Here is a 25,410-nt window from a genome sequence, read left to right as displayed (position 1 = left end):
TCGCGGTGGGGGCGCATCAGCGCGTGGGACACACCCTCGGCAGCCGCTCCACGGTCTCCACGCGCACGGGCTCGTCCTCGCCCCACCAGTTGGCCACGGCGGTGTAGCAGATCCTCAGCTTGCCGCGGCGGGTGTCGAAGCGCTGCTTGCTGGTGTACGCGAAGCACGACACCGAGGCCAGATGGCCGAGTTCTCGCATGGTCATGGCGCAGCGCCGCACGGATTCCACCGGGTCTTCGCCAGGGTATAGCGTGAAGTAGAAACCCTTGGCGGTGCGGTCGTAGGACTCCGAATCGATCAGCCGGCCCTTGTCGCTCCAGACCTCATCGGCTGCGGCAACGCCGCATGCCGTGAAGGCAAGCAACAACATGCCGCTGGCGACTACCTTCGATCGCATCCGAACCCCTTTAGCCCTACCGCGTCGGCGAGTGTATATCGATGCGGCGCCCCGTGTACCGGGGTGAACGATGGCTGACAGGCGCGGCGTGGGCTGTCATGATCCGGCCCTTGTGCCGCCCCGGGGTGGATTTTCCCCGCCCCGTCCGACCGGAGTCTGTATGTCCAACCACCATATCCGCCGCGACGTCGGCGCCTTCGCCCTGATGCTGACCGGCCTGGGCTCGATCATCGGCTCGGGCTGGCTGTTCGGCGCCTGGCACGCCGCGCAGCTGGCCGGCCCGGGCGCCGTGTACGCCTGGATCATCGGCGCCGTCATCATCCTGTTCATCGCGCTGACCTACGCGGAACTGGGTGCGATGTTCCCCGAATCCGGCGGCATGGTGCGCTATGGCCATTACTCCCATGGCTCGCTGGTCGGCTTCATCGCCGGCTGGGCCAACTGGATCGCCATCGTCTCGGTGATCCCCGTGGAGGCCGAGGCCTCCGTCCAGTACATGGCCTCCTGGCCGTGGGAATGGGCGCAGTGGACCAAGGGCCTGTACGTGGTCACCGCCGGCCATGGTGAACTCACCCCCCCGGGCCTGGCCATCGCGGCCGTGCTGGTCGTGGTGTATTTCCTGCTGAACTTCTGGAGCGTGAAGCTGTTCGCCAAGAGCAACACGGCGATCACGGTGTTCAAGCTGGTCGTGCCCGCCGCCACGGGCATCGCGCTGATCTACACCAGCTACAACCCGGGCAACTTCCACATCGGCGCCCACGGCGGCAACCACGCGATCGACATCTCCTCGATCCTCACCGCCGTGGCCATCTCGGGCATCGTCTTCAGCTTCAACGGCTTCCAGAGCCCGGTGAACCTCGCCGGCGAAGCCCGCAACCCCGGCCGCAGCGTGCCCTTTGCCGTCATCGGCTCGATCCTGCTGGCCACCGTGGTCTACGTGCTGCTGCAGATCGCCTTCATCGGCGCCGTGCCGCCCGAGCAGTTGGGCAACGGCTGGGCCGGTCTCGAGTACGCCTCGCCGTTCGCACAGCTGGCCACCGCGCTGATGATCAACTGGATGGCCATCCTGCTGTACGCGGATGCCTTCATCAGCCCCAGCGGCACCGGCGCCACGTATACCGCCACCACGGCGCGCATGATCTACGCCATGGAGCGCAACGGCCAGCTGCCGAAGATCTTCGGCCACATCAACCCGCGCTTCGGCATCCCGCGTCCGGCGATGTGGCTGAACCTGGTGGTGAGCTTCATCTTCCTGTTCTTCTTCCGCGGCTGGGGCACGCTGGCGGCGGTGATCTCGGTTTCCACGATCATCTCCTACCTGACCGGCCCGGTCAGCGTCATGACCCTGCGCCGCACCGCCCCGGAACTGAAGCGGCCGCTGCGCATCGCCGGCCTGCCCATCCTGGCCGCGATGGCCTTCATCTTCGCCACCGAACTGCTGTACTGGGCGAAGTGGCCGCTCACCGGCGAGATCATCCTGCTGATGGTCGTCGCGCTGCCGATCTATTTCTACTACACCGCCAAGTCGGGCTGGGAAGACTTCCACCGCCACCTCAAGGGCGCCTGGTGGCTGATCGTGTACCTGCCGGTGCTCGCCCTTGTCTCCTGGGCCGGCAGCAAGACGTTCGGCGGACACGACTACCTGCCCTACGGCTACGACCTGGCCGTGGTCGCGGTCATCGGCGTGATCTTCTACTTCTGGGGCGTCGCCTCCGGCTGGCGCACACCGATGGTGGAGGCCGCGCGCTTCCACCATGACGAAGACAGCGGCGGTGAGCCCGTGCTCCCGCCCAGTGCCGACGAGGCCGGGCAAGTCACCGGCCGCCGGTAAACGAAAAACCGCCCTTCGGGGCGGTTTTTTTGTGTTCCTGGCGATACCGGTTCGCGCACATCGTGCGCTCCTACATGGCGTCCGTGCGCGCGGGCCCGTGCATGGCATCCGTGCGCGCGCCCCATACATGGCGTCCGCGCGCGCGTTGTAGGAGCGCACGATGTGCGCGAAACACCCACACACGCGCCGTTAGCAGCGAACACACCTCAGCCTCGCCTCAAAGCCCCAGCACATCGCCCAGCAGCGCCTGCGCCGTAATCTCCGGCCCCGCGCCAGGCCCCTGGATCACCAGCGGCGTGGCGTGATAACGCGTCGTGGTCAGGGCGAACTGGTTGTCCGTGCCGGAGAGCCGCGAGGCCGGATGGTCGAGGCCGACTTCGACCAGGCCGACGCGCGCCCGGCCACGCTGGTTGAGGCGTGCCAGGTAGCGCAACACCTTGCCATTGGCCCTGGCCTGCTCATGCCGCAGCCGAAGCGGCTCGTCCAGTTCGTCCAGGCGTTCGAGGAAGGTTTTCGTATCGACGCCACGCAGGGTCTCGGGCACCAGGCTTTCCACTTCCACCTCGTCGCTGCCCAGCGCGAAGCCCGCATTGCGGGCGATGATCAGCAGCTTGCGCGCCACGTCCTCGCCCGAAAGGTCCGAGCGCGGGTCCGGCTCGGTGAAGCCCAGGCGACGCGCGTCGGCCAGCAGCGACGAGAACGGGCGACTGCCGTCGTACTGGTTGAACAGCCACGACAGCGATCCGGAAAACACACCCTCCAGGGTGAGCAGGCTGTCGCCGCAGTTGCGCAGGCGGCGCAGCGTGGACAGCACCGGCAGGCCGGCCCCCACGGTAGCGGCATCGCCATAGACGCTGCCGTTCGCCGTGGCGCCCTGCAAGGCGCGCCAACCGGACAGCTGCCCGCCGGCGAGCGCCTTGTTCGCGGTGACGACGTGGTAGCCGGCGGACAGCCAGCCGGCATGGCGACCCGCCTCGATCGCGCACGCGGTGGCGTCGATCACCACCTTGCGCGAGGCGCCCGTTGCGTCCAGGGCGGCCAGCAAGGGCGCGTTCTCACGTCCGTCCCGGCCCTTGGCCAGTAAACCGGCGACATCGCCCGGCAACAGGCCGTCCGGCGCCGCGTGCTGGCGCTTCGAGTTGGCCGCGCCCACCAGGCGCAGCGACTGTGCCGCCGGCGTAGCCAGCAGGGTCAACAAGGCCTGGCCGACCACGCCGGTGCCGAGCAGCACGACCGCCGTACGCGGCGCGGCGGGCGCCAGGGGCGCGACGACGGCCGAGCTCATGCCCCGGCCTTGCGTTTGGAAACCACCGACGCCACGGCCGCGGCGCGCGCCAGCGCTTCCTCGAGATCGGCGAGCAAGTCGTCGCCATCTTCGATACCGACCGACAGACGCAGCAGGCTGTCCGAAATGCCGGCGACCTTGCGTGCCTCGGGAGCCATCGATGCATGGGTCATGGATGCCGGATGCGCCACCAGGCTCTCCACGCCCCCCAGCGATTCGGCCAGGGAGAAGTAACGGAGCCCGTCGACGAAGGCTTCGATCGCGTCGGTGCCACCCGCGATCTCGAAGCTGAGCATCGCGCCGAAACCCTTCTGCTGGCGCTGCGCCAGCGCGTGGCCCGGATGCGACGCGAGCCCCGGGTAGAACACGCGCGACACGGCGTCGTGCGCGTCCAGGCGTGCGGCAATGCGATGCGCATTCTCCTCGTGGGCACGCAGGCGCACGGCGAGCGTGCGCACGCCACGCAGGGTGAGGAAGCTGTCGAACGGCGAACCGGTCAGGCCGTTGCAGTTGCCCCACCACTTCAGCTGGTCGGCCACGGCCTGGTCGGCGGCGATCACCGCGCCACCGACCACGTCGCTGTGGCCGTTGATGTACTTCGTGGTCGAGTGGACGACGATGTCCGCACCCAGCTTCAGCGGCTGCTGCAGCGCCGGCGAAAGGAAGGTGTTGTCGACCACCACCAGCGCGCCGACGGCGTGCGCGGCCTGGGCGACATGGCGCACGTCGGTGATGCGCAGCAAGGGATTCGAAGGCGTCTCGACCCACACCAGCGCCGGCTTCTCCGCGAGGCCGTCGGCCAGCGCGGTCGGGTCGGTGAAATCGACGAAACGGACGCGGAAGCGCCCCTTCTTCGCCCAGGCGTCCAGCAGGCGCCAGGTGCCGCCGTAGCAGTCGTGCGCGGCCAGCACCAGCGCGCCGGACGGCACCAGCTCCAGGGCCAGCGCGACCGCCGACATACCGCTGCCGGTGACCACGGCGCCCGCGCCTTCTTCCAGTTCGGTCAGCGCTTCGCCGAGCAGGTCGCGGGTGGGATTGCCGCTACGGGAGTAGTCGTAGGCGCGCTTGCGGCCAAAGCCCTCGAACGCGTAGTTGGTCGACAGGTGCAGGGGGGGCACGACGGCGCCGTGCTGCGTGTCGGATTCGATGCCGGCGCGAACGGCGCGGGTACACAGGCGGGATTCTTGGGTCATGGCTTAGCGGTCTCCGCGACAGTCGTTGAGTGCGTGACGCAGCACGGGAGCGAGCTGCACGGTTTCTTTGAGGAAGGCATCGTGGCCATAGGGGGAATCCACGACTTCGAGCGAGGCGGTACCGGCCAGCCGGCGCTGGAGCTCACACAGATCGGCCAGCGGCACCAGGCGATCGGACGGGAAACCGACCAGGGTGGCCGGGGTGGACACCCGCTCGGGGGCGATGTCGTGCAGGTCGATGGATTCGGAGAGCGCGAGGAACCGCTCGGGGTCGAAGCGCTCGACGAAGCGACGCCCTGCGTGTTCCAGGTAATCCTCCACCGGGAAATGGAAGCGGCCGTCGCGCAGTTCCGGGCCGGCGGCAAAACGGCGGGAGAACTCCTCGCTGCCACGATACGTGGTCATGGCCAGCTGGCGGGCCAGGCCCAGAGCTTCGTCGACCTGGCCCGAGGCGATACCCAGGCGGACGATCCCGCGCTGCACGGAGCGCTGCGCCGTCGCCAGGGGGTGCGGGCGGTGTGCGCCGGCCAGCAGCACCAGCGAACGCAGCTTCTCGGGGTAGGCCGCCGCGAAGGCCAGGCCGGTCATCGCACCGTAGGACGAGCCGACGAAGGCATGCACGCGACCGATGCCCAGTTCATCGACCAGGGCGGCCAGGGCGGCGGCCTGGTCCTCGCTGGACACCGAGGCCACGTCGGCGCCCAGGTCGTCCGGGGCCAGCCAGTCGATGGAGAGCACGCGGCACGTGGCGAGGTCGATGGCGGCGCCGTGGCCGACCAGTTCCTGCCACCAGCCCGTGGCGCGCTCACGTCCGGTGCAGACGTCGCGATCGGCCGAGATGCCGCCCTGGACGATCACGGTGGGCGCGTGGGGTGCACCGCACCAGAGGTAGCGGACATCCACCGCCACCGCCGCGCTGCCGTACTTCGGCTGGAAGGAGACCCGGCGCACGCCGCGCTGCTCGGTGAGGTCCGCGGCGCCACGCGGCGCGGCGACGGTGGCGGCCGTTTCGGGGAGGGAGATCACGGTGAGGGGCTCAGCGGGCATGTCGGATTCCTGCGTTCGGGATCGAGCCCTGCGGGAAAGACGATATGCGGACTGGCAGCCACGGGTACGCGTAAGCGTGCCCGCAACGGACATCCCATCTATCGGCTGACGTGACTGGCACGTCCCGCAGGAGTTGGCACCGTCGCGGAAATCCGCAGGTTGCCCCGGCTTCAAAGGGCCTGTCCCTCAGCCGGTCTCGATGAGTGAAACCGACGATACGCCTGCACACGATGACTGTCAACAGCCGTTTAGACGTCCAGATGTCCAGACATCCATTCCGGTGAAAACTTGCGGGTCGCGCCGCGCAGCCGTTGCCGCCCATGCCCTCCGACCGGCCACGCCGAAAGGAAAAACCGAACGGAACCACCCCCACGGACAGCCCGGACATACCGGACGACTGGCCGCGCAGGGCCGCGTGGCGCCGGGAGGGACGCCGGGAGGGACGCCGGGCCGACGATCGCCAGCGGCCAGGCCGCGGCCCGTGCGGGCGCCCCCCCCCGCGGACGGCCCCACCGCTGCCCGGCCCGGCGCCTCCGCCCGGCACCCCTGCTAGAATCGGCGGTTAGCCTCCACAGCGACCCCGACCATGTCCGCACACCTCACCGAAACCCGCCGCCGGCGCAGCTTCGCCATCGTCAGCCACCCCGACGCCGGCAAGACGACGCTGACCGAGAAGATCCTGCTGTTCGGCGGCGCGATCCAGATGGCCGGCTCGGTGAAGAGCCGCAAGGCGGCCCGGCATGCCACGTCCGACTGGATGGCGCTGGAAAAGGAGCGCGGCATCTCGGTGACCTCGTCGGTCATGCAGTTCCCGTACGAGGATGCCATCGTCAACCTGCTCGACACGCCGGGACACGCGGACTTCTCCGAGGACACCTACCGCGTGCTGACCGCGGTCGATTCCGCGCTGATGGTCATCGACTGCGCGAAGGGCGTCGAGGAACGCACGATCAAGCTCATGGAAGTGTGCCGCCTGCGCGACACGCCCATCATGACCTTCATCAACAAGCTCGACCGCGAAGGTCGCTCGCCGATCGATCTGCTCGATGAAGTGGAGTCGGTGCTGGGCATCGCCTGCGCGCCCGTGACCTGGCCGATCGGCATGGGCTCGCGCCTGAAGGGCGTGTACCACGTGGTGCTGGACGAAGTGCACGTGTTCGAGCCGGGCAAGAACTTCACGCGCCAGGATTCCACCATCTTCAAGGGACTGGACGATCCCGACCTCGCATCCACCATCGGCCAGGCCGCGCTCGACGAACTGCGCGAGGAACTGGAACTGGTCATGGGTGCGTCCAACCCGTTCGACATCGACGCCTACCTCGCCGGCAAGCAGACGCCCGTGTTCTTCGGCTCCGCGGTCAACAACTTCGGCGTGCAGCTGCTGCTCGATTTCTTCGTCGAACACGCACCGTCGCCGCGCAGCCGCAACACGCTCACCCGCGAGGTCAGGCCCGAGGAAGAAAAACTCACCGGCTTCGTCTTCAAGATCCAGGCGAACATGGACCCGGCGCACCGCGACCGCGTGGCCTTCATGCGCGTGTGCTCGGGCACCTACACCGCTGGCATGAAAATGCAGCAGACACGCACCGGCAAGGAGGTGCGAATCGCCAATGCGCTCACCTTCATGGCATCGGACCGCGAGATCGTCGAGCGCGCCTACCCGGGCGACGTGATCGGCCTGCACAACCACGGCACCATCACCATCGGCGACACCTTCACCGAAGGCGAGCCGCTGTCGTTCACCGGCATTCCCAACTTCGCGCCGGAGCTGTTCCGCCGCGCGCGCCTGCGCGATCCGATGAAGATGAAGGCCTTGCAGAAGGGCCTGGCCCAGCTGTCGGAAGAAGGCGCCACGCAGTTCTTCCGCCCGTTGATGTCGAACGACCTGATCCTCGGCGCGGTGGGCGTGCTGCAGTTCGACGTCGTGGCCTACCGGCTCAAGGACGAATACAACGTCGACTCGTCCTTCGAGCAGGTCGGCGTGGCCACGGCGCGCTGGATCCACTGCGACGACCCGAAGAAGCTCGAGGAATTCCGCGAGAAGAACGCCGGCAACCTGGCCATCGACGCCGCGGGCGAACTGGTCTACCTCGCGCCCACGCGGGTCAACCTGCAGCTGGCCCAGGAACGCTGGCCGGGCGTGCGCTTCTCGGCCACGCGCGAGCACGCCGCCTCGATCGAGATGTGATCCTCAAACCGGCGAGGGATGGAGGAAGCGGTGCACCGCCTGCACCACCACCGAGCCCTCGCCCACGCCGGAGGCGACTCGCTTGACCGACCCGGAGCGAACGTCGCCCACGGCGAACACGCCGCGCAGGGTGGTCGCGAAGGGGGACGGCGTGGCGTATCCGTCGGCGTCCCGGCCGGTCAGCACGAAGCCCTTGCGGTCCAGGTCGAGGCAGCCGTCCAGCCATGCCGTGTTGGGCTCGGCACCGATCATCACGAACAGCGCACCGACCTTCCGCCGGGTCTGCGTGCCGTCGTTGCAGGCCCAGCCCACCTCGCGAAGATAGGTATCGCCGTCGAGGTGATCGACCTTGCAATGCGTGTGCAGCGTGATGCGCGGCGATTGCGCGATACGCTGGACCAGGTAGTCCGACATGGTCGCCGCCAGCCCGCTGCCGCGCACCAGTACGTGCACGTGCGCCACCGTGCGTGCGAGGAACACCGCCGCCTGCCCCGCGCTGTTGCCGCCACCGACCACCACGACCTCGGCACCCGCGCACAGCGTGGCTTCCATCGCCGTGGCGGCATAGTGGATGCCCTGCCCTTCGAAACGCTCGTAGTCCACCGTATCCAGCTTGCGGTAACGCGCCCCCGTGGCGATGACCACCGACCGCGCCGACACCACCATGCCGTCGTCCAGGGTGAGCCGGAACGGGTGCGTCGAGCAGTCCATGGCCTCGACCGAGCGCGCAACGGCCATGTGGGCGCCGAACTTCATGGCCTGCACCTGGGCGCGGCCGGCCAACGCCTGGCCGGAGATGCCGGTCGGAAAACCCAGGTAGTTTTCGATTTTCGAACTGGTACCCGCCTGGCCGCCGGGAGCCAGCGCCTCCAGCACCAGCGTATCCAGGCCCTCGGACGCCGCGTAGACGGCCGCCGCAAGGCCGGCGGGACCCGCGCCGATCACCGCCACGTCGTGCACGTGGTCGCTGTCCAGCGGGATGGTGATGCCCAGGTGGTCGGCCAGTTGCACCGTGGTCGGACACTTCAGTACCTGCCGGTCGGGCATGATGACCACGGGGCATTCGCGCGGGTCCAGGCCGAAGCCGTCGATCAGGTGGCGCACGTCGTCGTCCACATCGGTGTCCAGCAACCGGTAGGGATAGCCGTTGCGGATGAGGAAGCTGCGCAGTCGCACTGTATCCGCGGCATGCGCCGATCCGGCCAGCGTCACCCCACCCTGCCCGGACTGGATGAGCCCCACGCGGCGCAGGATGAAGGCACGCATGATGATCTCGCCGATGTCCGGCTCACCGGACACCAGCTTGCGGAACTGGGCGGGATCGAGCCTGACCAGGCGGGTTTCCGCGCCGGTGCGACCGCCGACCATCGTCTGGCGCTCGCTGAAGAGGTCCACCTCGCCGGTGAACTGCCTCGGGCCGTGCACCACGATGATGTCGGGCGTGCCGTCCTCGTGCACGTCATAGACCTCGATGCATCCCTCCAGCACGAAGAAGTAATCGACCCGCCGTTGCCCCCGCTCGAACAACACGGTGCCCGCGGGGAGGGTCTGTTCCGCCCCGTAGCCGACCAGCCGTGCCGCCATCTCTTCGTCGAGGTGGGGAAAGGTCTGCTCGCGCCGCTGCGAGGGGCTGGACGGATCGTGTTCGGAGGGTATGGCCATGCGGCGGGTTCCAGGAGGAACGATCGGGTATCGGAGCGCCATCATGCCTGCGTAGACTGCCGTCGAATACCTGTCACGAGCCCCGCCATGTCCCTGCCGCCCGACCGCGCCGCCCACCCCTCCCTGCCACTGCGCCTGCTGCGCTCGCCGCTGGGTCGGATCGTGGCGTTCGTCGTCACGCTGACCGTGCTCGGCTTCATCGCCGGCCACATCTATGCCGGCCTCGGCCTGCCGCGCGGCAGGCTGCCCTTCGACCAGGTCACGCCCCTGATCGAGGCCTTCCGGCTGCTGCCGGTCGTGCTCGCGTACTGGCTGCTGGTGCGGACGATCGAGGGACGGCGGATCGACGAACTGGCGCCGGGCAAGGCGATGCCGCACGTGGCGCTGGGCCTGCTCGGCGGTGCCCTGCTCTTTTCGCTGGTGGTCGGGGCGCTCTACGCACTGGGCGCGTTCGTGGTGGACGGGGTGAACCACGACGTGGCCTGGCTGGGGCCCATCCTGGTCACCGGCGTGGGCGCCGGGGTGGGCGAGGAGATCATCAGCCGCGGCGTGCTGTTCCGTATCGTCGAGGAGGGACTGGGCACCTGGGTTTCCCTGCTGGTCTCGGCTGCGTTCTTCGGCGGCGCGCACGCCTGGAACCCCGGCGCCACCGCATGGAGCGCCATCGCCATCGCGCTGGAAGCCGGGCTGCTGTTCGGGCTGCTCTACAACCTGACCCGCTCGCTGTGGCTGTGCATGGGCGTGCACGCGGCCTGGAACATCGCCCAGGGGCCGTTCTACGGCATCCCCGTGTCCGGCTTCCAGCAGCGCGGCCTGCTCGCCTCGCACATGCAGGGACCCGACTGGCTCACGGGCGGCAGCTTCGGCGCGGAAGCCTCCGTGGTGGCGCTGTGCATCTGTTCGATCGCCACAGCCGTATGTCTTGCCGTGGCGATCCGCCGCGGCACGCTGGTACCCCCGCCGTGGCGCCGCCGGGCCCCGCCTTCAGTCGTGTGACCTGTAGCCGATAATCTGCACGACGCCATGGAAGCCCGGCACGGTTGGGTGTACTACCTTAACGGGCCAGCACGTCATCCCTCCGCCCTCCTACCGGTCCTTGCATGTCATCCCAAGAAAAGCAGCGCACCTGGCTGGCCGACCAGCCCCTCCAGCGGAAGATCGTCTTCGCCATCGGCGCGCTGCTGGCCCTGTTCGTGGCGTCCAGCATCGCCAACCTGGTGTCCCTGCACCGGGAGAACGACACCCGCGCCTGGTCGACGCACACCTATGTGGTGCTGCTCACCCTGGCCGAGGTGGACGACGATGCCCAGGCCCGCCAGGTCGCCGCGCGCGGCTTCATGCTCAGCCAGAGCGATAACGAGTGGGCCGACTTCGAGCAGGCCGACCGGGATCTGGGCAGGCATCTGGCCCAGGTACGCCAGCTCACGGCGGACAACCCCCTCCAGCAGGCGCGGCTGGACCGTGTGCAGGAGATGCTCGACCGCTGGAAGGCGGAAGCCGTGCGGCTCGGGCTGGAGCCGATGCGGGCCATCGGTGCGGCGGTCACACCCGAGGCCGCGTTCGCAAGGGACGGCATTCGTCGTGAGTATTTCGCGCGGCGCACCGTATTGATGAGCGACATCCGCAAGATGGTCGACGAAATGTCCTCGACCGAGCGCACTCTGCTCGAAAGGCGCAACGGTGCGCTGGACGACGTACTTACGGCGACGCTCTACATCGATATCGTTTCCCTCGTGGTCTGCCTGCTGTTCGGCATGGCGGTCATCGCCATGACCTTCCGCCTGATCACCCGCCCCATCGTCCGCATGACCGAGCTGATGACGCGCCTGGCCGCGCACGATCACGGCATCGAGGTACGCCAGCTCACCCGCCGCGACGAGATCGGCGAGATCGCCCGGGCCCTGCAGGTGTTCAAGGAGATGTCCATCGAGACGGCCGGCCAGAACTGGCTGAAGTCGGCGGTCACCGCGATTTCCAACCGGCTGCAGGTGGCCACCACATACAGGCAGTTCGCCGACACCCTGCTCGCCGAACTGGTGCCCACGCTGAAGGCGGGGGTCGGTGTGTTCTACGTGTTCCGCGAAGACACCTCCACGCTGGAGATGCTGGGCAGCTACGGCTTCCGCCAGCGTCGCCATGTCACCACCGAGTACGCGCTGGGCGAAGGCCTGGTCGGCCAGGCGGCGCTCGGGCGGCAGCCCATCGTGCTGCAGGATGTGCCGGACGACTACACGCGCATCCATTCGGGCACGGGCGAAGCCTCGCCGCGCAGCGTGGTGATGATGCCCGTGCTGTCCCGCAACAACCTGCTGGGCGTGCTGGAAATCGCCAGCTTCGATCACCTTTCGCCGATCCAGCAGCGCCTGCTGGACGAGCTGATGCCGATCGTCGCGCTGTCGCTGGAAAACCTCTCCCGCGCCCTGCGCACCAGCACCTTGCTGGAGCACACCCAGACCCAGGCCGACGAACTGCGCGCATCGGAGGAAGCCCTGCGCTCGCAGCAGGAAGACCTGCGCACGACCAACGACGAGCTGAAAGCCAAGACCAACGAATTGCAGGAGCAGTCGCAGCGGCTGGTCGCCTCCGAAGAGGAACTGCGCGTGCAGACGGAGGAACTGCACGCGTCCAACGAGGAACTGCGCGAAAAGGGCGTGACCCTCAACGAGCAGAAGGACGCCTTGCAGGCCCTGCAGCACGAGACCCAGGAAAAAGCCGAGGAGCTGGCCCGCGCCAGCCAGTACAAGTCGGAATTCCTCGCCAACATGTCGCACGAGCTGCGCACGCCGCTGAACAGCCTGCTGATCCTCTCGCGCAGCCTGGCCGACAACGACGAGGACAACCTCACCGGCGAACAGGTGGAATCGGCGCGGATCATCCACGATGCCGGCTCCAACCTGCTGCGGCTGATCAACGACATCCTCGACCTGTCCAAGGTGGAGGCCGGCAAGATGGAGCTAATGGTCGACACGTTCCCGATCGCGGACCTCGCGCGGACGCTCGGACGCACCTTCAACCACGTCGCCCAGGAAAAGAAGCTGGCGTTCGTCGTGGAGTTGGCACCCGACCTGCCGGAATCCATCCGTACCGACGGCGCCAAGCTGGAACAGGTGGCCAACAACCTGCTCAGCAACGCGTTCAAGTTCACCGCCAGCGGCACGGTGGCGCTGCGCATCTCGCGGCCTGCGCCCGACGCGTCGCTGCCGGCAGGCCTCGACCCCGCCCAGGCCATCGCCATCGCCGTGACGGACTCCGGCATCGGCATCCCGGCGGACAAGTTCCAGCGGGTGTTCCATGCCTTCGAGCAGGTGGATGCCAGCACCAGCCGCCAGTACGGCGGCACCGGGCTGGGCCTGGCCATCTCGCGCCGCATCGCCGTGTTGCTCGGTGGCGACATCACCCTGGTCAGCGAGCCGGGCGAAGGCAGCACCTTCACCATCCTGCTGCCCGAGAACGCGCCCGACACCGGCGTCGCGCCGGAGCCCGTTCCGCGCCAGCAGGCCGCGGCAGCAGCCACGCTGCCGCTGTCGCCGGCCTTGCTGGCCGAGCACATCGACGACGACCGCCGTGCGATCGCCCCGGGCGACACCATCATCCTGGTCGTGGAAGACGACCCGGCGTTCGCGCGGATCCTCGCCGACATGATCCACCGCAAGGGGCACCGCGTGCTCGCCGCCGCCGATGGGGAAACCGGCCTCGCGCTGGCGAAGCAGTACCGCCCCACCGGCATCCTGCTCGACGTGATGCTGCCGGGCATGGACGGCTGGACGGTGATCGAGCGACTCAAGGGCGATGTGGCCACACGGCACATCCCCGTGCATTTCATCTCCGCTACGGACGATGCCTCGCGCGGCCTCGAACTGGGTGCCGTGGGCTTCCTGACCAAGCCGGTCAGCCGTGAGTCGATCGGGGACGCCTTCGATCGCCTGCTCCACTTCGCCGAAGGCCGCACGCGCCACCTGCTGGTCGTGGACGACGACGCCAGCGCGCGCGCCGCCGTGCGCACGCTGCTCAAGGACGACATGGTGATCATCGAGGAGGCCGCCTCCGGTGAGGAAGCGCTCTCGAAGACCGGCGACACGCCCTACGACTGCATCGTGCTCGACCTGGGTCTGCCCGGCATGTCCGGCATCGAATTCCTCGAGCGACTGTCACGCAGCGGGAACACCCCACCGGTGGTGGTGTATTCCGGCCGCGACCTCAGCCGCGAGGAGAGCATGAAGATCCGCCAGTACACCGACAGCATCGTGGTCAAGGGCGCCCGGTCGCCGGACCGCCTGCTCGACGAGGTCAGCCTCTTCCTGCATTCCATCCGGCATGGCGGCAGCGCGCGCAGCGAGGCGACCTCGGCCGCGGGCGGCGTGGACGAGGCCGACCTGCGCGGCCGCCGGCTGCTGCTGGTGGATGACGACATGCGCAACCTGTTCGCCCTGTCCAAGGTGCTGCGGGCCAAGGGCATCGAAGTGGTGATGGCGCAGGACGGCCAGAAGGCCCTCGACACGCTGGACAAGGACACCGGCCTCGAGCTCGTGCTGATGGACATCATGATGCCGGTGATGGACGGCTACGAAACCATGCGCTCCATCCGTGCCCGGCCCGCGGTGGCCAAGGTGCCGATCATCGCGCTGACCGCCAAGGCCATGCGCGGCGATCGCGAGAAGTGCCTCGAAGCAGGCGCCAACGACTACCTGTCCAAGCCGATCGACGTGGACCGCCTGCTGTCGATGATCCGCGTGTGGCTGCCACCCCGTGCCTGACATGGATATCGAGGACATCGAGATCCAGCTGTTCGTGCGCGCCATGCAGCTGCGCCACGGGCACGACTTCAGCGAGTACGCCCCCGCGTCGCTGAAGCGTCGCGTGCAGCAGCTGGTGCGCACGCACGACACCGGCAGCATCAGCGAACTCAACCGCCGCCTCCTGCACGAGCCGGGTTTCCTGGCCAAGGCCATCGAGGGACTGTCGGTACCCGTGTCGGAGATGTTCCGCGACCCGGCCGTGTTCCGCGTGCTGCGCGACAAGGTCTTCCCGGTGCTGGCCTCCTACCCGGAAATCAACATCTGGCAGGCCGGCTGCGCGTACGGGCAGGAGGTCTACTCGCTGGCCATCCTGCTCGAGGAAGCCGGCCTGTACGAGCGCTCGCGCATCTACGCCACCGACTTCAACGATGCGGCACTGGTCACCGCCGGCGAAGGCATCTACGCCACGCGCGAGGCGCGCGACTGGTCGCGCAACTACATGGAGGCCGGCGGCCAGCGCTCGTTGAGCGACTACTACAGCGCCCGCTACGACTTCATCAAGCTCGACGGCCGCTTGCGTCGCAACGTCACCTTCTTCAACCACAACCTGGTCACCGACGAGGTGTTCTGCGAGGCCCACCTCATCCTCTGCCGGAACGTGCTGATCTACTTCACCAACCACCTGCAGGACCGCACGCTGGGCCTGTTCCGCGACAGCCTGGTGCGTGGTGGTTTCCTTTGCCTGGGCACGCGGGAGAACATCGATTTCTCGCCCTCGGCCGCCGGTTTCTCCGACGTCGACCATGGCCTGCGCGTGTACCAGGTGGGCGGTAACGGTGCCAGGCCACTGGCCCGATGAGCACCTACCAGGCCATCGTCATGGGCTGTAGCGCCGGAGGCCTGTCGGCCCTGCAGCGCGTGTTGCCCGGGCTGGACAAGCGGCTGGCCGTGCCGGTGGTGCTGTGCTGCCATACCGGCTCGGCCGACGTCTCGTTGCTGGTCGAACTGCTGGGGCGGATCAGCCCGCTGCCGGTGGTCGAGGCGCAGGAGCGCGCGCCGGTGGACAAGGGCGTGATACATGTCGCCCCGGCGGGCTACCACCTGCTGGTCGAGCCCAGCCTGCACTTTTCCCTGAGCATCGACGCCAAGGTCGCCTATGCGCGCCCTTCGATCGACGTGCTGTTCGAGACGGCGGCGGATGCCTGGTATGACACCCTGGTGGCGGTCCTGATGACCGGAGCCAATTCCGACGGCGCGAACGGGCTTGCCGCCGTGCGCCACGCCGGCGGTTACGCCATCGTGCAGGACCCCGCCACGGCGGAGGCCCGGGTCATGCCCCTCGCGGGCCTGGAACGTGCCGGTGCCGATGCCTGCCTCGCCCTCGACGCCATCGCCGAGCGACTCAACCAACTGTGCCTGCCATGAACCCGACCCGCCCAAAGATCCTCGTCGTCGACGACACTCCCGCCAACCTGGTCGCCATGCGGCGTCTGCTGGCCCGTGCCGAGGCCGACGTGTTTGAGGCGGCCAGCGGCAACGAGGCGCTGGCGCTGTGCCTTGATCACCGGTTCGCGCTGGTGCTGCTGGACGTGAACATGCCGGAGATGGACGGTTTCGAGGTGGCGGAGCTGATCTCGGAAAACGACCACTCCAGCGAAACGCCGATCATCTTCGTCACCGCCGCCTACGCGGACGACATCAACCGGATCAAGGGGTATTCGGCGGGTGCGGTGGATTACATCGCCAAGCCGATCAACGACGTGATCCTGCAGTCGAAGGTGAAGATCTTCCTCGAGCTGTATCGCGCACGCGCACTGCTCCAGGATGCGCTGGACGAGTTGTCCACCCGCAACCGGCAGCTGACCGACGAAGTGGCCGAACGCGCCCGCATGGAGCAACTGGTGCGCCACCAGGCCACGCACGATGCACTCACCGGGCTGCCCAACCGGCTGCTGTTCCGCGAACGGCTGGAAAGCACCATTGCCGAAGGCAACAGCGGCGGCACGACATTCGCGCTGGCCTATATCGACATCGACGGCTTCAAGGGTATCAACGACGGGCATGGTCATGCCGCGGGCGACGAACTGCTCAAGGCCATCGCCCTGCGTATCGATGCACGCACGCGCGGCACCGATACCGTCGCACGGCTGGGCGGCGACGAGTTCGCCGTGCTGCTGCACGACACGGGCGACACCACCGGCGCACTGGCGCGCTGCCAGGCGCTGTGCGATGCGATTGCCGAGCCTTATACGCTCACCGTCGGTGACGTGCGCATCCCGGCGCGCATCGGCGCCAGCATCGGCGTCACCATGTTCCGCCCCGGCGAGGCCTACGACGAGATCGTCGCCATCGCCGACGGCGCGATGTACGAGGCCAAGCGCAGCGGCAAGAACCGCTGCGTGCTGGCCTGATTCCGCCGCCTCACGCCATCGCCGCGTCGCGCCTGCCGCGCGGTGCAAGCGTAGCAAGGAAGGCCTCGAGCACGGCGCCGCGATAGCGCTGCCGGTGCAGCAACAGCGTCAGCGTACGCCGCAGGTCGAGGAACGGCGTGGGCAACACCACCAGCCGCCCGGCCGCCCGTGCATCGGCGATCGCCACCTCGGGCAGGCAGGCGATACCGAGCCCGGCGATGACGGCCTGCTTGATCGCCTCGGCCTGGTCCAGTTCGAGCACGGTACGCCCCTCGGGCAGTTCGGCCAGCGCGCGCTCGCTCAGGGCGCGCGTGGCCGAGCCGCGCTCGCGCAGCACCCAGCGCTCGCCGGCGAAATCGTCGCGACGCAGCCGTTTCTTTCCCGCCAGCGGATGCCCGGGACGGGCACAGACCACCAGCCGGTCGTCGCGCCAGGGCCGCGCCTCGATGGCGGCATGTGTCACCGGGCCTTCCACGCAGCCGATATCGAAATCGTGATCGAGCACGCCCTGCGCGATGCGCGCCGTATTGGCGACGCCCAGGCGCAGGGCGATGCCGGGATGGATCGCCGTGAACGACCCGAGCAGCTCCCCCACCAGGTAGTTGCCCACCGTGTTGCTCGCCCCGATGCCCAGCTCGCCGGTAAGCTCGGCCACGTTGCCGGCGGCGCGCCGGCCGAACTCCGCGTGGCGCTCCACCAGTTCCTGGGCCAGGGGCAGCAGTTCGCGGCCACGATCGTTGATCCGCAGGCGGCCGCGCTCGCGCGCGAACAGCGCGGCGCCGAGCTGCCGCTCCAGCTCAGCCAGCGCCATGCTGGCCGCTGGCTGGCTGAGGAACAGGCGCCCGGCGGCCGCGCGAACGCTGCCGGAAAGAGCGATGGCGACGAATACCTGCAACTGGCGTGGACTGATCGCTTGCATAAGATTTATTTATACGCTCGATAAGTCATTTTCAATATCCTTATCGAACCGTCGACGGGACAATGTGTGCCAGTCCAGGAGTCGTCGCCATGCCAGTCCTTCCCGCCACTACCCCGTCGCGCCTGCCCGGCGTGCTCCTCGCCGTGGCGGTGGCCGCGGTCGCCTTCGGCCTGGGTCGCCTGGTGCCGCTCATCGGCGGCGCCGTGTTCGGCATCGTGCTGGGCATCCTCGTGCGCCATGTCGCGCCGCCGCCCGCGTCGTTCCAGCACGGCATCCGCTTCGCCTCCAAGCAGGTGCTGCAATGGTCGATCATCGCCCTCGGCTTCGGGCTCAGCCTGACCCAGGTGGCGCATACCGGCCTCGAGTCGCTGTCGGTCACCCTGGTAACGGTCACCGTGGCGGGCCTGGCGGCCTGGCTGCTGGGTCGCGCGCTGCGGGTGCACGACACGCTTCAGGTGCTGATCGGCGTCGGCACCGCGATCTGCGGCGGATCCGCCATCGCCGCGGTGGTGCCGATCATCAAGCCGGACGAACACGACACCGCGTTCGCGATCTCCACGATCTTCCTCTTCAACCTGGTAGCCGTCCTGCTGTTTCCACTGCTGGGCCACCTGCTGGGCCTGTCCGACCTCGGCTTCGGCCTGTGGGCAGGCACCGCGATCAACGACACCTCGTCGGTGGTCGCGGCCGGTTACAGCTTCAGCCACGCCGCGGGCGACTACGCCACCATCGTCAAGCTGACCCGCGCCACCCTGATCATTCCGATCAGCCTGGGCATCGCCCTGATCGTGGCGTGGCGGCAGAAGCGCAGCGGCGCCAGCGACTTCAGCCTGGCCCGGATCTTTCCCTGGTTCATCCTCTGGTTCCTGGTGGCGTCGGGCATCCGCACGGCCGGCCTGGTGCCCGAGGCGCTGTTACCGGTGATCCACTTCGTGGCCGAATGCCTGATCGTGCTCGCGCTGACCGCCATCGGCCTGTCGGCCGACCTGCGCCGCATGGCGGCGACAGGCCCCCGCCCGATCCTGCTGGGCCTGGGCGTATGGGCCGCGGTGGCGATCAGCAGCCTGCTGGTGCAACACCTGATCGGACGCTGGTAACCGGTGCGTCGGCACCGATAGCCGCGAGCAGGCGCAGGTTCAACGCGTGCTGCTGGGCCTGCCAGGTAGCCAGGCGTGCCTCGTCGATGGTTTCCTGGCCGTCCATCGCGCTGAGCTTGCGCTTCCACCAGCTGGCGTAGGTGTAACGGGATATCTCACCGGTGACATCGCTGCCGATGACGCGCCCCCGCAACGTGGCCAGGATGGCCTCACCACCGGCCTCGCTGAGCGTGCCCTGGTCCCAGTTGGTCATGGCCACCTCGGGCGCATAGGCATCCTTGTCGATCGACAGGTACACCGGCTCGGTGCCGTGCGCCTGCAGGGAGACGAAGGCATCCACCATGGCCTGGCTGGTGGGGAACGCGCGGAAGCGCGCACCAAGCCCGATCGTGTCCGCCCAGCGCGTATCCACGCCGGTGGACCAGTAGGTGAGCTTGCCGGCGCGCAAGGGGCCGAGGTAGTTCTCCCAGGCATGCTTGCGGCCGATGTCGCTCGACGTGATGCCGACGACGTGCACATGGCTGACGCGCGGGAGCATGGCGACCCGACGCACCCACGAGCCGCAATGCACGCCGAAGGGAAACCGCATGTTGTCCGGGTGATTGTCCAGCACCACCACCTGGAAGCCCGAAGCCCCGGGCACGCGCTGCACGAGCGGCCAGGTCAGGTGGTGGAAATCGCCGCTGCCGAGGAACACGGTGCCGTGTTCGCGCGGCAACGTGTCGCGGAGGTCGGCGGCGAAGCGGCGCATGGTGGACAGCGAACAGCCGAAGCGGATGGCTTCCTCGCATTCGCGCAGCGGCAGCACCAGCCTTCCCGGCAGCGCACCGACAGACCCATCCAGGTCAAGTATGACGGGCTTGCGCATCCGCGGCCTCCCACTGGCTGTCGGTCTCGAAGCGATGGGCGAAACGGCGAAGCACGGCGCGCAGGAGTGGCTGGCGCACGAACACGGCGTGGCGGGTGAGGTGGAAACGCGCGCCCAGCGACGCCTTGACCGCCGGGTCCGTCCAGCCGGCGACGTAGAACCGCAAGCCGCGCTGGAGCGCGAATTCCAGGTTGACGAACCAGCTGACGAAATAGAGATCCATCTCGCGCGCCACCGGATAGGCGAAGCCCACGTACTTGTCGAGCAGCTTGCCGTCGTGCTCGTAACAGAGGTTCCAGCCGATCAGCTCGCCGTCCACCCGGTAGGTGAAGACGTGACCACCCGGGTCGCGCAACACGGCGGCAAAGAATTCGCGCGACAGCTTGTCGAAGTGCACCTCGCTCTGCGCGTAGACATTCTCGAACAGCGCGTAGAAGGCATCGACGGTATCGTCCGCGGCGAAGGCCTCGCCGGTGGCGAGCGTGGCCACCTGGAGCTTGTCGCGAGAGCGAAGCTTGCGCCGGAGGTTCTTCCGTCGCGACGCCGAGAGTCGGCCAAGGTAGTCGTCGATGGAAGTGAAATCGATGGGCACATAGGCCAGTGCCTGGCCCTCGACGATGATGTAGCCGTGTTCACGCGCGGCCTCGATGAAGCGGCGTGTCCACGCGCGATCGCGCACCGAGGTCAGCGGCGAATCCACCGCCAGGTCCTTGACGATCAGCAGCGGATGGTCGGCGCCGAACGAGCCCGCCCACCCGGCCGCCACGGCGACGGGATCGCTGTCCGCGTCGAACAGCGAATACTCGGACACGGTGCTGCCCGCGAAGCAGGTGCGCGGCGTGAGCAGGCGCTTGAGCAGGGACTGGAAAGGCAAGCCCGCCACGCGCCGACGCAGTGCATCGTCGGCGGTGGTCAGGAGATCGAACGGTGCCACGAACAATGGCGAACCGTCCGCCGCGCGGAGCGGGACGAACCCGTGCGGCGGATGGCGTTCGAAGTGCCCGAGCAAGGCATCCGGCTCGAGCTGGTTCACGAAAGCCATCGCCGGGCGACCGGTGATCAGCCGCGCTTGGCCAGCGTCAGCAGCTGGTCGAGCAGTGCGATGGCCAGGTCGATCTCGTCATGGCTGATGTCCAGCGACGGCGCGAACGTGATCACGTTCTTGTACCAGCCGCCGACGTCGAGCACGAGGCCGATCTTCTTGCCCTGGTGGGTCAGGCCACCGGCCAGGCCGATGTCGACCATGCGGTCGAGCAGCGCCTTGTTCGGCGTGAACCCGTCGTCCGTGCAGATCTCGGCACGCAGCGCCAGGCCGAGGCCGTCCACGTCGCCGATTTCCTTGTGGCGCTTCTGCAGGTCGCGCAGGCCGTCGAGGAAGTGCTTGCCCTTCTCGGCCACGCGGGTGCCGTAGTCCAGCTCGTAGCCCATCTTGATCACTTCCAGGCCCAGCGCGGTACCGAGCGGGTTGGAATTGAACGTGGAGTGGGTGGAGCCCGGCGGGAAGATCTCAGGATTGATCAGTTCTTCGCGCGCCCAGATGCCGGACAGCGGGTTGAGGCCGTTGGTCAGGGCCTTGCCGAACACCAGCACGTCGGGGCTGACGCCGAAATGCTCGATGGACCAGAGCTTGCCGGTGCGCCAGAAACCCATCTGGATTTCGTCGACCACCATCAGGATGCCGTACTTGTCCAGCACCTTCTTCAGGTCGATGAAGAAGTTCTTCGGCGGGATGACGTAGCCGCCGGTGCCCTGGATCGGCTCGACGTAGAACGCGGCGTATTCGGCCTCGCCGACCTTGGGATCCCACACGCCGTTGTATTCGGTTTCGAACAGGCGCGCGAACTGGCGCACGCACTCATCGGAGTATTCTTCCGGCGTCATGCCCTTCGGGCGGCGGAACGGATACGGGAACGGAATGAACTGCGCGCGCTCGCCGAAGTGGCCGAAGCGGCGACGGTAGCGGTAGCTGGAGGTGATCGACGAGGCGCCCAGCGTACGACCGTGGTAGCCGCCCTCGAAGGCGAACATCAGGCTCTTGCCGCCGCGTGCGTTACGCACCAGCTTCAGCGAGTCTTCCACCGCCTGCGCGCCGCCCACGTTGAAGTGGCAGCGACCGTCCAGGCCGAACTTCTGCTTCGCATCCACCGCGATGGTCTTGGCGAGCTCGATCTTGCCCTGGTGCAGGTACTGGCTGGCCACCTGCGGCAGCAGGTCGATCTGCGCCTTCAGGGTATCGTTGAGGCGCTTGTTGCCGTAACCGAAGTTGACGGCCGAGTACCACATCTGCAGGTCGAGGAACGGGATGTTCTCGCTGTCGTAGATGTAGCTGCCTTCCGCGTGGCGGAAGATCTTCGGCGGATCCACGTAGTGCACGGTGTCGCCGAAGGAGCAGTACTTGGCTTCGTCGGCGAGCAGCGTCGCGTCGTCGATCACGACCTGCGGGTTGCGGGAGAGGATGTTCATGCGGGGAGTTCCTGGGAGATCGTCGCGTGAAGGGGAATGACGGCGTGTGGCGGGAGGCGACCGGCGAGCAGCTCGGGGAGCAGTTCGCGCGCTTCGCTGAAACAGGAGATCGGTGCGTACGGGATGCCCGCCGCGCGGCAGTGCTCGATCAGGCGGTTCTTGGCGAACACGAAGTCCACCCGGTCGGCCGCGCAGAAATCGGAGGCGCCGTCGCCGATCAGCAGGGTCTTGCCGCCGCGCGAGCGTGCCGCATCGACACGGGCGCACTTGCAGGTGCCGGCACGACAACCGCCGACGCTGAACGGCGAGGTGAGGTTCCATCCGCGCGGACCGGACTGCAGCAGATGGTTGGCGACGGTGGGCAGCGGGGCGATGCCGTGGTTGGCGAGGATCGCCTTGATCGCGTGGTCGAGACCGTCGCTGACGATTTCCATCGGCACGCCCAGGGCCACGGTGTCGTGTACGAAAGACGCGAAACCGTGATCGATGTGCAGACCGTCCAGGTGTCGCGACAGTTCGTCGTGGCTCATGTCGAGCAACGCGACCTGACCCGCCATGCAGACGGCTGAACCGATGGTACCGGCACGCCAGTCGCGTTCGAGGACTTCCCAGCCCGGACGCCCGAAACGGTCCAGCAGCGAGTCTATGACGTCCTCGACGGCGATCGTGCCGTCGAAGTCACACAGGATGTTCCAGGCGATCGAATTATCCACTTGCGCAGACCGGTTCATAGGGTATGTGAAGGCTAGGCGTAAATCCTTTCGCACCCCTTTCCCATGGAATTCCCGCCTGTTTTACGCATTCACGCACGTGAAGGAAGCCGGCGTGGCTCGATGACTGCGGCTATGACGACGCCCTCCGGTCTTTTACGATAGCCACCATGGCCCTCCTCCACCGTCTCGCCCTGGTCGTCGCCGCGTTGGCCGGCATCACCTCGCCCGCCTTCGCCGGCGAGGTGCCTACCTATGCTTTCGGCGCCGCGGTGCAACGCATGCCGTCGTGGCTGGGCTCACGCAGCGATCGCGTCGAGCCGTTGCCGTATATCGACATCGATCTGCCCGACGTCGGCGAATTCTCGACGAACGATGGCGTCACCCTCGATGCGATCCGCGGCGAACACTGGCATGGCGGGTTCTACGGCGATTATCGCTGGGGCCGCACCACGCACGACCTCGGGGCTCTCGGTGGCAAGGTTCGCCCGCTATCGCCGCGGCTGCAGGCCGGCGGATACATCGAGTACGCGCCCGACACCCGCTGGACTCTGGGCACGCACCTGAGCCACGACACCGATGGTGCCGGCGCCTATCTCGACCTCTACGTGGACTGGCAACTGCCCGACCTGTGGCTGATCGAGCACTCGCTGGAAGTGCAATGGACGGGCACGAACGGAAGCGCCATGCGCCGGTTTTACGGCCTGTCACCCGACGAGGGTGCGGCCCTTGGCGTAGCGGCCTATCGACCGGGCGCCGGTAGCGAGCAACGTTCGCTGGAATACGACGCCTTCATTCCGACCAGCCAGCACACGGGTATCGCACTCGCACTGGTCTATGGCCGATTGCAGGCGGGGGCCGCATCGAGTCCGCTCGTCGCACGATACGGTTCGCGCACCCAGCTGTCGCGCACCGTGGCGTTCGTCTATCACTTCTGAGTCGTAGCCCGGTCGAACCGGACCAGCACACGCTGACCCACCCGCGACGTGGACGGTGCGTCGAAGGCGAGCACGCATTCCACCGTGCGCGACGTGGCGCGCAGTTGGGCGTCGTCTTCGAGCGTGCCGGGACCGACTACCGAACCGACACGTATCACGGTCGCCTTCATCGACGACGTGGCGCCGGCTTCCGGCGTGACATCGGCCTTCATGCCCACGTGGACGTCGTCGGCATAGGCTTCGTTCACTTCGGCGCGCACGATGCGCGGCGCGTCGGGCAGCAGCACCAGCAGCGGCGCGGCCACGGTAACGCCGGCTCCCGGACCGGTGTGTACGCGGGTTACCGTGCCGGCGACCGGGGCGTGCAGCACGAAGCGGGTTTTCTCGTAACGGGCGGCGGCCACACGTTGCCTGGCCTGCTCCCACTCCGCGCGTGCGGTGCCCTGCGCCGCGGTGAGCTGCGCCAGCGTTTCGGCGGCATCGTCGGCACTCTGTCCGTCGCCGGCGCCGGCTGCCGCCGCCGCGGCGAGACGCCGGCTGCGACGCCTGGCGGCGTCGATGCGCTGCGTATAGCCGGCCAGTTGAGCCTTTGCCTGCGCTTCATGCGCCACGGCCGCATCGATATCCAGGCGTGCCGCCGTGTCGTCCAGCGACGCCAGTGCCTGCCCCGCCGCCACATGATCGCCCTCGCGTACGTCGACACGGGCAAGCACGCCGTCGCGTGGCATCGGCAAGGCCAGCACGCCGCCTTCGATGTCGACCCGGCCACGGGCCACGGCCGCATAGGTGGTCGCGGTCGCCGCGGCATCCGCCTGCGGTGCATCGGCGTGACCCGAGCACCCGGCGACGCCGATCGAAAACGCAAGGACGGACAAAGCGCGGCACACGGTCGTCACGTTCATGACGGGGGTAACTCCGGATGGGTCGGTACCGCCGGCGCGTCGGGCACGATCCGGCGGTCGGCGAGGATACGGCCGTCCTCCATCGACAACACGCGGTCTGCGTGGCCGAGAAGGCGAGGGTCGTGGCTGACGCAGAGCACGGCGGTGCCGTGCGACCGCGCGATGCGGTGGAGCATGTCGATCACCATCTGCCCGTTGGCCGCATCCAGCGCGCTGGTGGGCTCGTCCGCGAACAGCAGTTCGGGGGCCTTGGCGATGGCGCGTGCCACCGCGACGCGCTGCTTCTCGCCACCGGAGAGTGCGGCCGGCAACAGGGCGATGCGATGGGTCAGGCCCACCTCGTCCAGTGCGCGCAAGGCGCGTTCGCGCACCTGCGCCGCGCCAAGGCCGAGGTAATACAAGGGCAGTTCGACCTGCTCCAGCGCGGTCAGCGCGGGAAACAGGTTGAAACCCTGGAAAACGAAGCCCGTATGCCGCAGGCGGAAATGCTCCAGCTGACGGCGATCCAGGCCGCCCAGGCTGCCGCCCAGGGCCGTCACCGTGCCACCGTCGGGCTTTTGCAGGCCACTGAGGATGGCCAGCAACGTGCTCTTGCCGCAGCCGGAAGGGCCGGAAATCAGCGTCAGTTCCCGCGCGTGGATGTCGACGGACAGATCGTGCAACACGGCCGTCTGCACACGTCCGTTGCCGAACGACTTGCAAAGGCCCTGGGCATGGAGCACGGGAGCCGACGAGGGCATGGGCGGAGTCGTGTCGTTCATCG

At 67.9% G+C, this 25,410-nt stretch carries 21 protein-coding genes and 1 riboswitch; of the genes, 9 read left to right on the top strand and 12 right to left on the bottom strand.

Annotated features, from left to right (window positions below; genetic code table 11):
• Positions 1 to 16: 16 nt before the first annotated feature.
• Entirely contained in the window at positions 17 to 397 is a 381-nt protein-coding gene (locus AB8808_RS04445; RefSeq protein ID WP_369927089.1) for a hypothetical protein, read from the bottom strand.
• Between the two features lie 160 nt (positions 398 to 557).
• Here AB8808_RS04445 and AB8808_RS04440 point away from each other — a divergent pair, with 160 nt between their 5' ends.
• Positions 558 to 2,228 carry an APC family permease gene (locus AB8808_RS04440; protein WP_369927087.1) on the top strand — a complete coding sequence of 557 codons (1,671 nt, stop codon included), beginning with the start codon at positions 558 to 560 and terminating at the stop codon, positions 2,226 to 2,228.
• A 217-nt stretch (positions 2,229 to 2,445) separates the two neighbouring features.
• On the opposite strand, the gene AB8808_RS04435 is transcribed toward AB8808_RS04440, so the two are convergent.
• From AB8808_RS04435 to metX, 3 genes are read right to left on the bottom strand one after another with little or no spacing between them, the layout of a single operon-like run.
• Positions 2,446 to 3,513, bottom strand: a complete 1,068-nt coding sequence (locus AB8808_RS04435) for a homoserine dehydrogenase family protein (RefSeq protein ID WP_369927086.1) — start codon at positions 3,511 to 3,513, stop codon at positions 2,446 to 2,448.
• Positions 3,510 to 4,706 carry a cystathionine gamma-synthase gene (gene metB, locus AB8808_RS04430; RefSeq protein WP_369927084.1) on the bottom strand — a complete coding sequence of 399 codons (1,197 nt, stop codon included), beginning with the start codon at positions 4,704 to 4,706 and terminating at the stop codon, positions 3,510 to 3,512. The genes AB8808_RS04435 and metB overlap by 4 nt, the downstream gene beginning before the upstream one ends.
• 3 nt (positions 4,707 to 4,709) lie before the next feature.
• Positions 4,710 to 5,753 carry a homoserine O-succinyltransferase MetX gene (metX, locus tag AB8808_RS04425; protein WP_369927083.1) on the bottom strand — a complete coding sequence of 348 codons (1,044 nt, stop codon included), beginning with the start codon at positions 5,751 to 5,753 and terminating at the stop codon, positions 4,710 to 4,712.
• Between the two features lie 91 nt (positions 5,754 to 5,844).
• Positions 5,845 to 5,959, bottom strand: a riboswitch (SAM riboswitch).
• Between the two features lie 380 nt (positions 5,960 to 6,339).
• Here metX and AB8808_RS04420 point away from each other — a divergent pair.
• Positions 6,340 to 7,941, top strand: coding sequence for a peptide chain release factor 3 (locus tag AB8808_RS04420; RefSeq protein WP_369927081.1), 1,602 nt, complete (start codon positions 6,340 to 6,342; stop codon positions 7,939 to 7,941).
• A 3-nt stretch (positions 7,942 to 7,944) separates the two neighbouring features.
• On the opposite strand, the gene AB8808_RS04415 is transcribed toward AB8808_RS04420, so the two are convergent.
• Positions 7,945 to 9,603, bottom strand: coding sequence for an FAD-dependent oxidoreductase (locus AB8808_RS04415; protein WP_369927079.1), 1,659 nt, complete (start codon positions 9,601 to 9,603; stop codon positions 7,945 to 7,947).
• A gap of 87 nt (positions 9,604 to 9,690) precedes the next feature.
• Here AB8808_RS04415 and AB8808_RS04410 point away from each other — a divergent pair, with 87 nt between their 5' ends.
• The 5 genes from AB8808_RS04410 to AB8808_RS04390 all read left to right on the top strand — a co-directional run bounded on the left by AB8808_RS04410 (position 9,691) and on the right by AB8808_RS04390 (position 16,750).
• On the top strand, positions 9,691 to 10,599 hold the full coding sequence (locus AB8808_RS04410; RefSeq protein WP_369927078.1) for a CPBP family intramembrane glutamic endopeptidase: 909 nt from the start codon (positions 9,691 to 9,693) through the stop codon (positions 10,597 to 10,599).
• A gap of 104 nt (positions 10,600 to 10,703) precedes the next feature.
• On the top strand, positions 10,704 to 14,357 hold the full coding sequence (locus tag AB8808_RS04405) for a response regulator (RefSeq protein ID WP_369927076.1): 3,654 nt from the start codon (positions 10,704 to 10,706) through the stop codon (positions 14,355 to 14,357).
• Position 14,358: 1 nt separating this feature from the next.
• Positions 14,359 to 15,198 carry a CheR family methyltransferase gene (locus AB8808_RS04400; RefSeq protein ID WP_369927074.1) on the top strand — a complete coding sequence of 280 codons (840 nt, stop codon included), beginning with the start codon at positions 14,359 to 14,361 and terminating at the stop codon, positions 15,196 to 15,198.
• Positions 15,195 to 15,764, top strand: a complete 570-nt coding sequence (locus AB8808_RS04395) for a chemotaxis protein CheB (protein ID WP_369927072.1) — start codon at positions 15,195 to 15,197, stop codon at positions 15,762 to 15,764. Before AB8808_RS04400 ends, AB8808_RS04395 begins: the two co-directional genes overlap by 4 nt.
• Positions 15,761 to 16,750, top strand: coding sequence for a diguanylate cyclase domain-containing protein (locus AB8808_RS04390; RefSeq protein ID WP_369927070.1), 990 nt, complete (start codon positions 15,761 to 15,763; stop codon positions 16,748 to 16,750). The genes AB8808_RS04395 and AB8808_RS04390 overlap by 4 nt, the downstream gene beginning before the upstream one ends.
• A gap of 10 nt (positions 16,751 to 16,760) precedes the next feature.
• Here the strand turns inward: AB8808_RS04390 and AB8808_RS04385 are convergent, their stop codons facing one another.
• On the bottom strand, positions 16,761 to 17,669 hold the full coding sequence (locus AB8808_RS04385; RefSeq protein ID WP_369927068.1) for a LysR substrate-binding domain-containing protein: 909 nt from the start codon (positions 17,667 to 17,669) through the stop codon (positions 16,761 to 16,763).
• 89 nt (positions 17,670 to 17,758) lie between these two features.
• Here AB8808_RS04385 and AB8808_RS04380 point away from each other — a divergent pair, with 89 nt between their 5' ends.
• On the top strand, positions 17,759 to 18,766 hold the full coding sequence (locus tag AB8808_RS04380) for a YeiH family protein (RefSeq protein WP_369927066.1): 1,008 nt from the start codon (positions 17,759 to 17,761) through the stop codon (positions 18,764 to 18,766).
• Here AB8808_RS04380 and AB8808_RS04375 read toward each other — a convergent pair.
• The 4 genes from AB8808_RS04375 to AB8808_RS04360 are packed head-to-tail and all read right to left on the bottom strand — an operon-like array spanning position 18,726 to position 22,798.
• On the bottom strand, positions 18,726 to 19,634 hold the full coding sequence (locus AB8808_RS04375) for an arginase family protein (RefSeq protein WP_369927065.1): 909 nt from the start codon (positions 19,632 to 19,634) through the stop codon (positions 18,726 to 18,728). The two genes, AB8808_RS04380 and AB8808_RS04375, sit on opposite strands and share 41 nt — an antisense overlap.
• Positions 19,612 to 20,676, bottom strand: coding sequence for a GNAT family N-acetyltransferase (locus AB8808_RS04370; protein ID WP_369927063.1), 1,065 nt, complete (start codon positions 20,674 to 20,676; stop codon positions 19,612 to 19,614). Before AB8808_RS04370 ends, AB8808_RS04375 begins: the two co-directional genes overlap by 23 nt.
• Positions 20,677 to 20,693: 17 nt before the next feature.
• Positions 20,694 to 22,097, bottom strand: a complete 1,404-nt coding sequence (locus AB8808_RS04365) for an aspartate aminotransferase family protein (RefSeq protein WP_369927061.1) — start codon at positions 22,095 to 22,097, stop codon at positions 20,694 to 20,696.
• Entirely contained in the window at positions 22,094 to 22,798 is a 705-nt protein-coding gene (locus AB8808_RS04360; protein WP_369931328.1) for an HAD-IB family phosphatase, read from the bottom strand. Before AB8808_RS04360 ends, AB8808_RS04365 begins: the two co-directional genes overlap by 4 nt.
• A 179-nt stretch (positions 22,799 to 22,977) precedes the next feature.
• Between AB8808_RS04360 and AB8808_RS04355 the strand changes: the two genes are divergently transcribed.
• Positions 22,978 to 23,745 carry a MipA/OmpV family protein gene (locus tag AB8808_RS04355; protein WP_369927059.1) on the top strand — a complete coding sequence of 256 codons (768 nt, stop codon included), beginning with the start codon at positions 22,978 to 22,980 and terminating at the stop codon, positions 23,743 to 23,745.
• On the opposite strand, the gene AB8808_RS04350 is transcribed toward AB8808_RS04355, so the two are convergent.
• Positions 23,736 to 24,647, bottom strand: coding sequence for an efflux RND transporter periplasmic adaptor subunit (locus tag AB8808_RS04350; protein WP_369927057.1), 912 nt, complete (start codon positions 24,645 to 24,647; stop codon positions 23,736 to 23,738). The two genes, AB8808_RS04355 and AB8808_RS04350, sit on opposite strands and share 10 nt — an antisense overlap.
• A complete protein-coding gene (locus AB8808_RS04345; protein ID WP_369927056.1) occupies positions 24,644 to 25,408 on the bottom strand; it encodes an ABC transporter ATP-binding protein in 765 nt (254 codons plus the stop codon). Before AB8808_RS04345 ends, AB8808_RS04350 begins: the two co-directional genes overlap by 4 nt.
• Positions 25,409 to 25,410 lie beyond the last annotated feature (2 nt).

The sequence above is a fragment of the Xanthomonas sp. NCPPB 2632 genome (genome assembly GCF_041228075.2).
Classification (GTDB): Bacteria; Pseudomonadota; Gammaproteobacteria; order Xanthomonadales; family Rhodanobacteraceae; genus Luteibacter.
The sequence above is the reverse complement of the archived record's forward strand: the minus strand, read 5'-3'. Positions and strand labels throughout refer to the sequence as shown.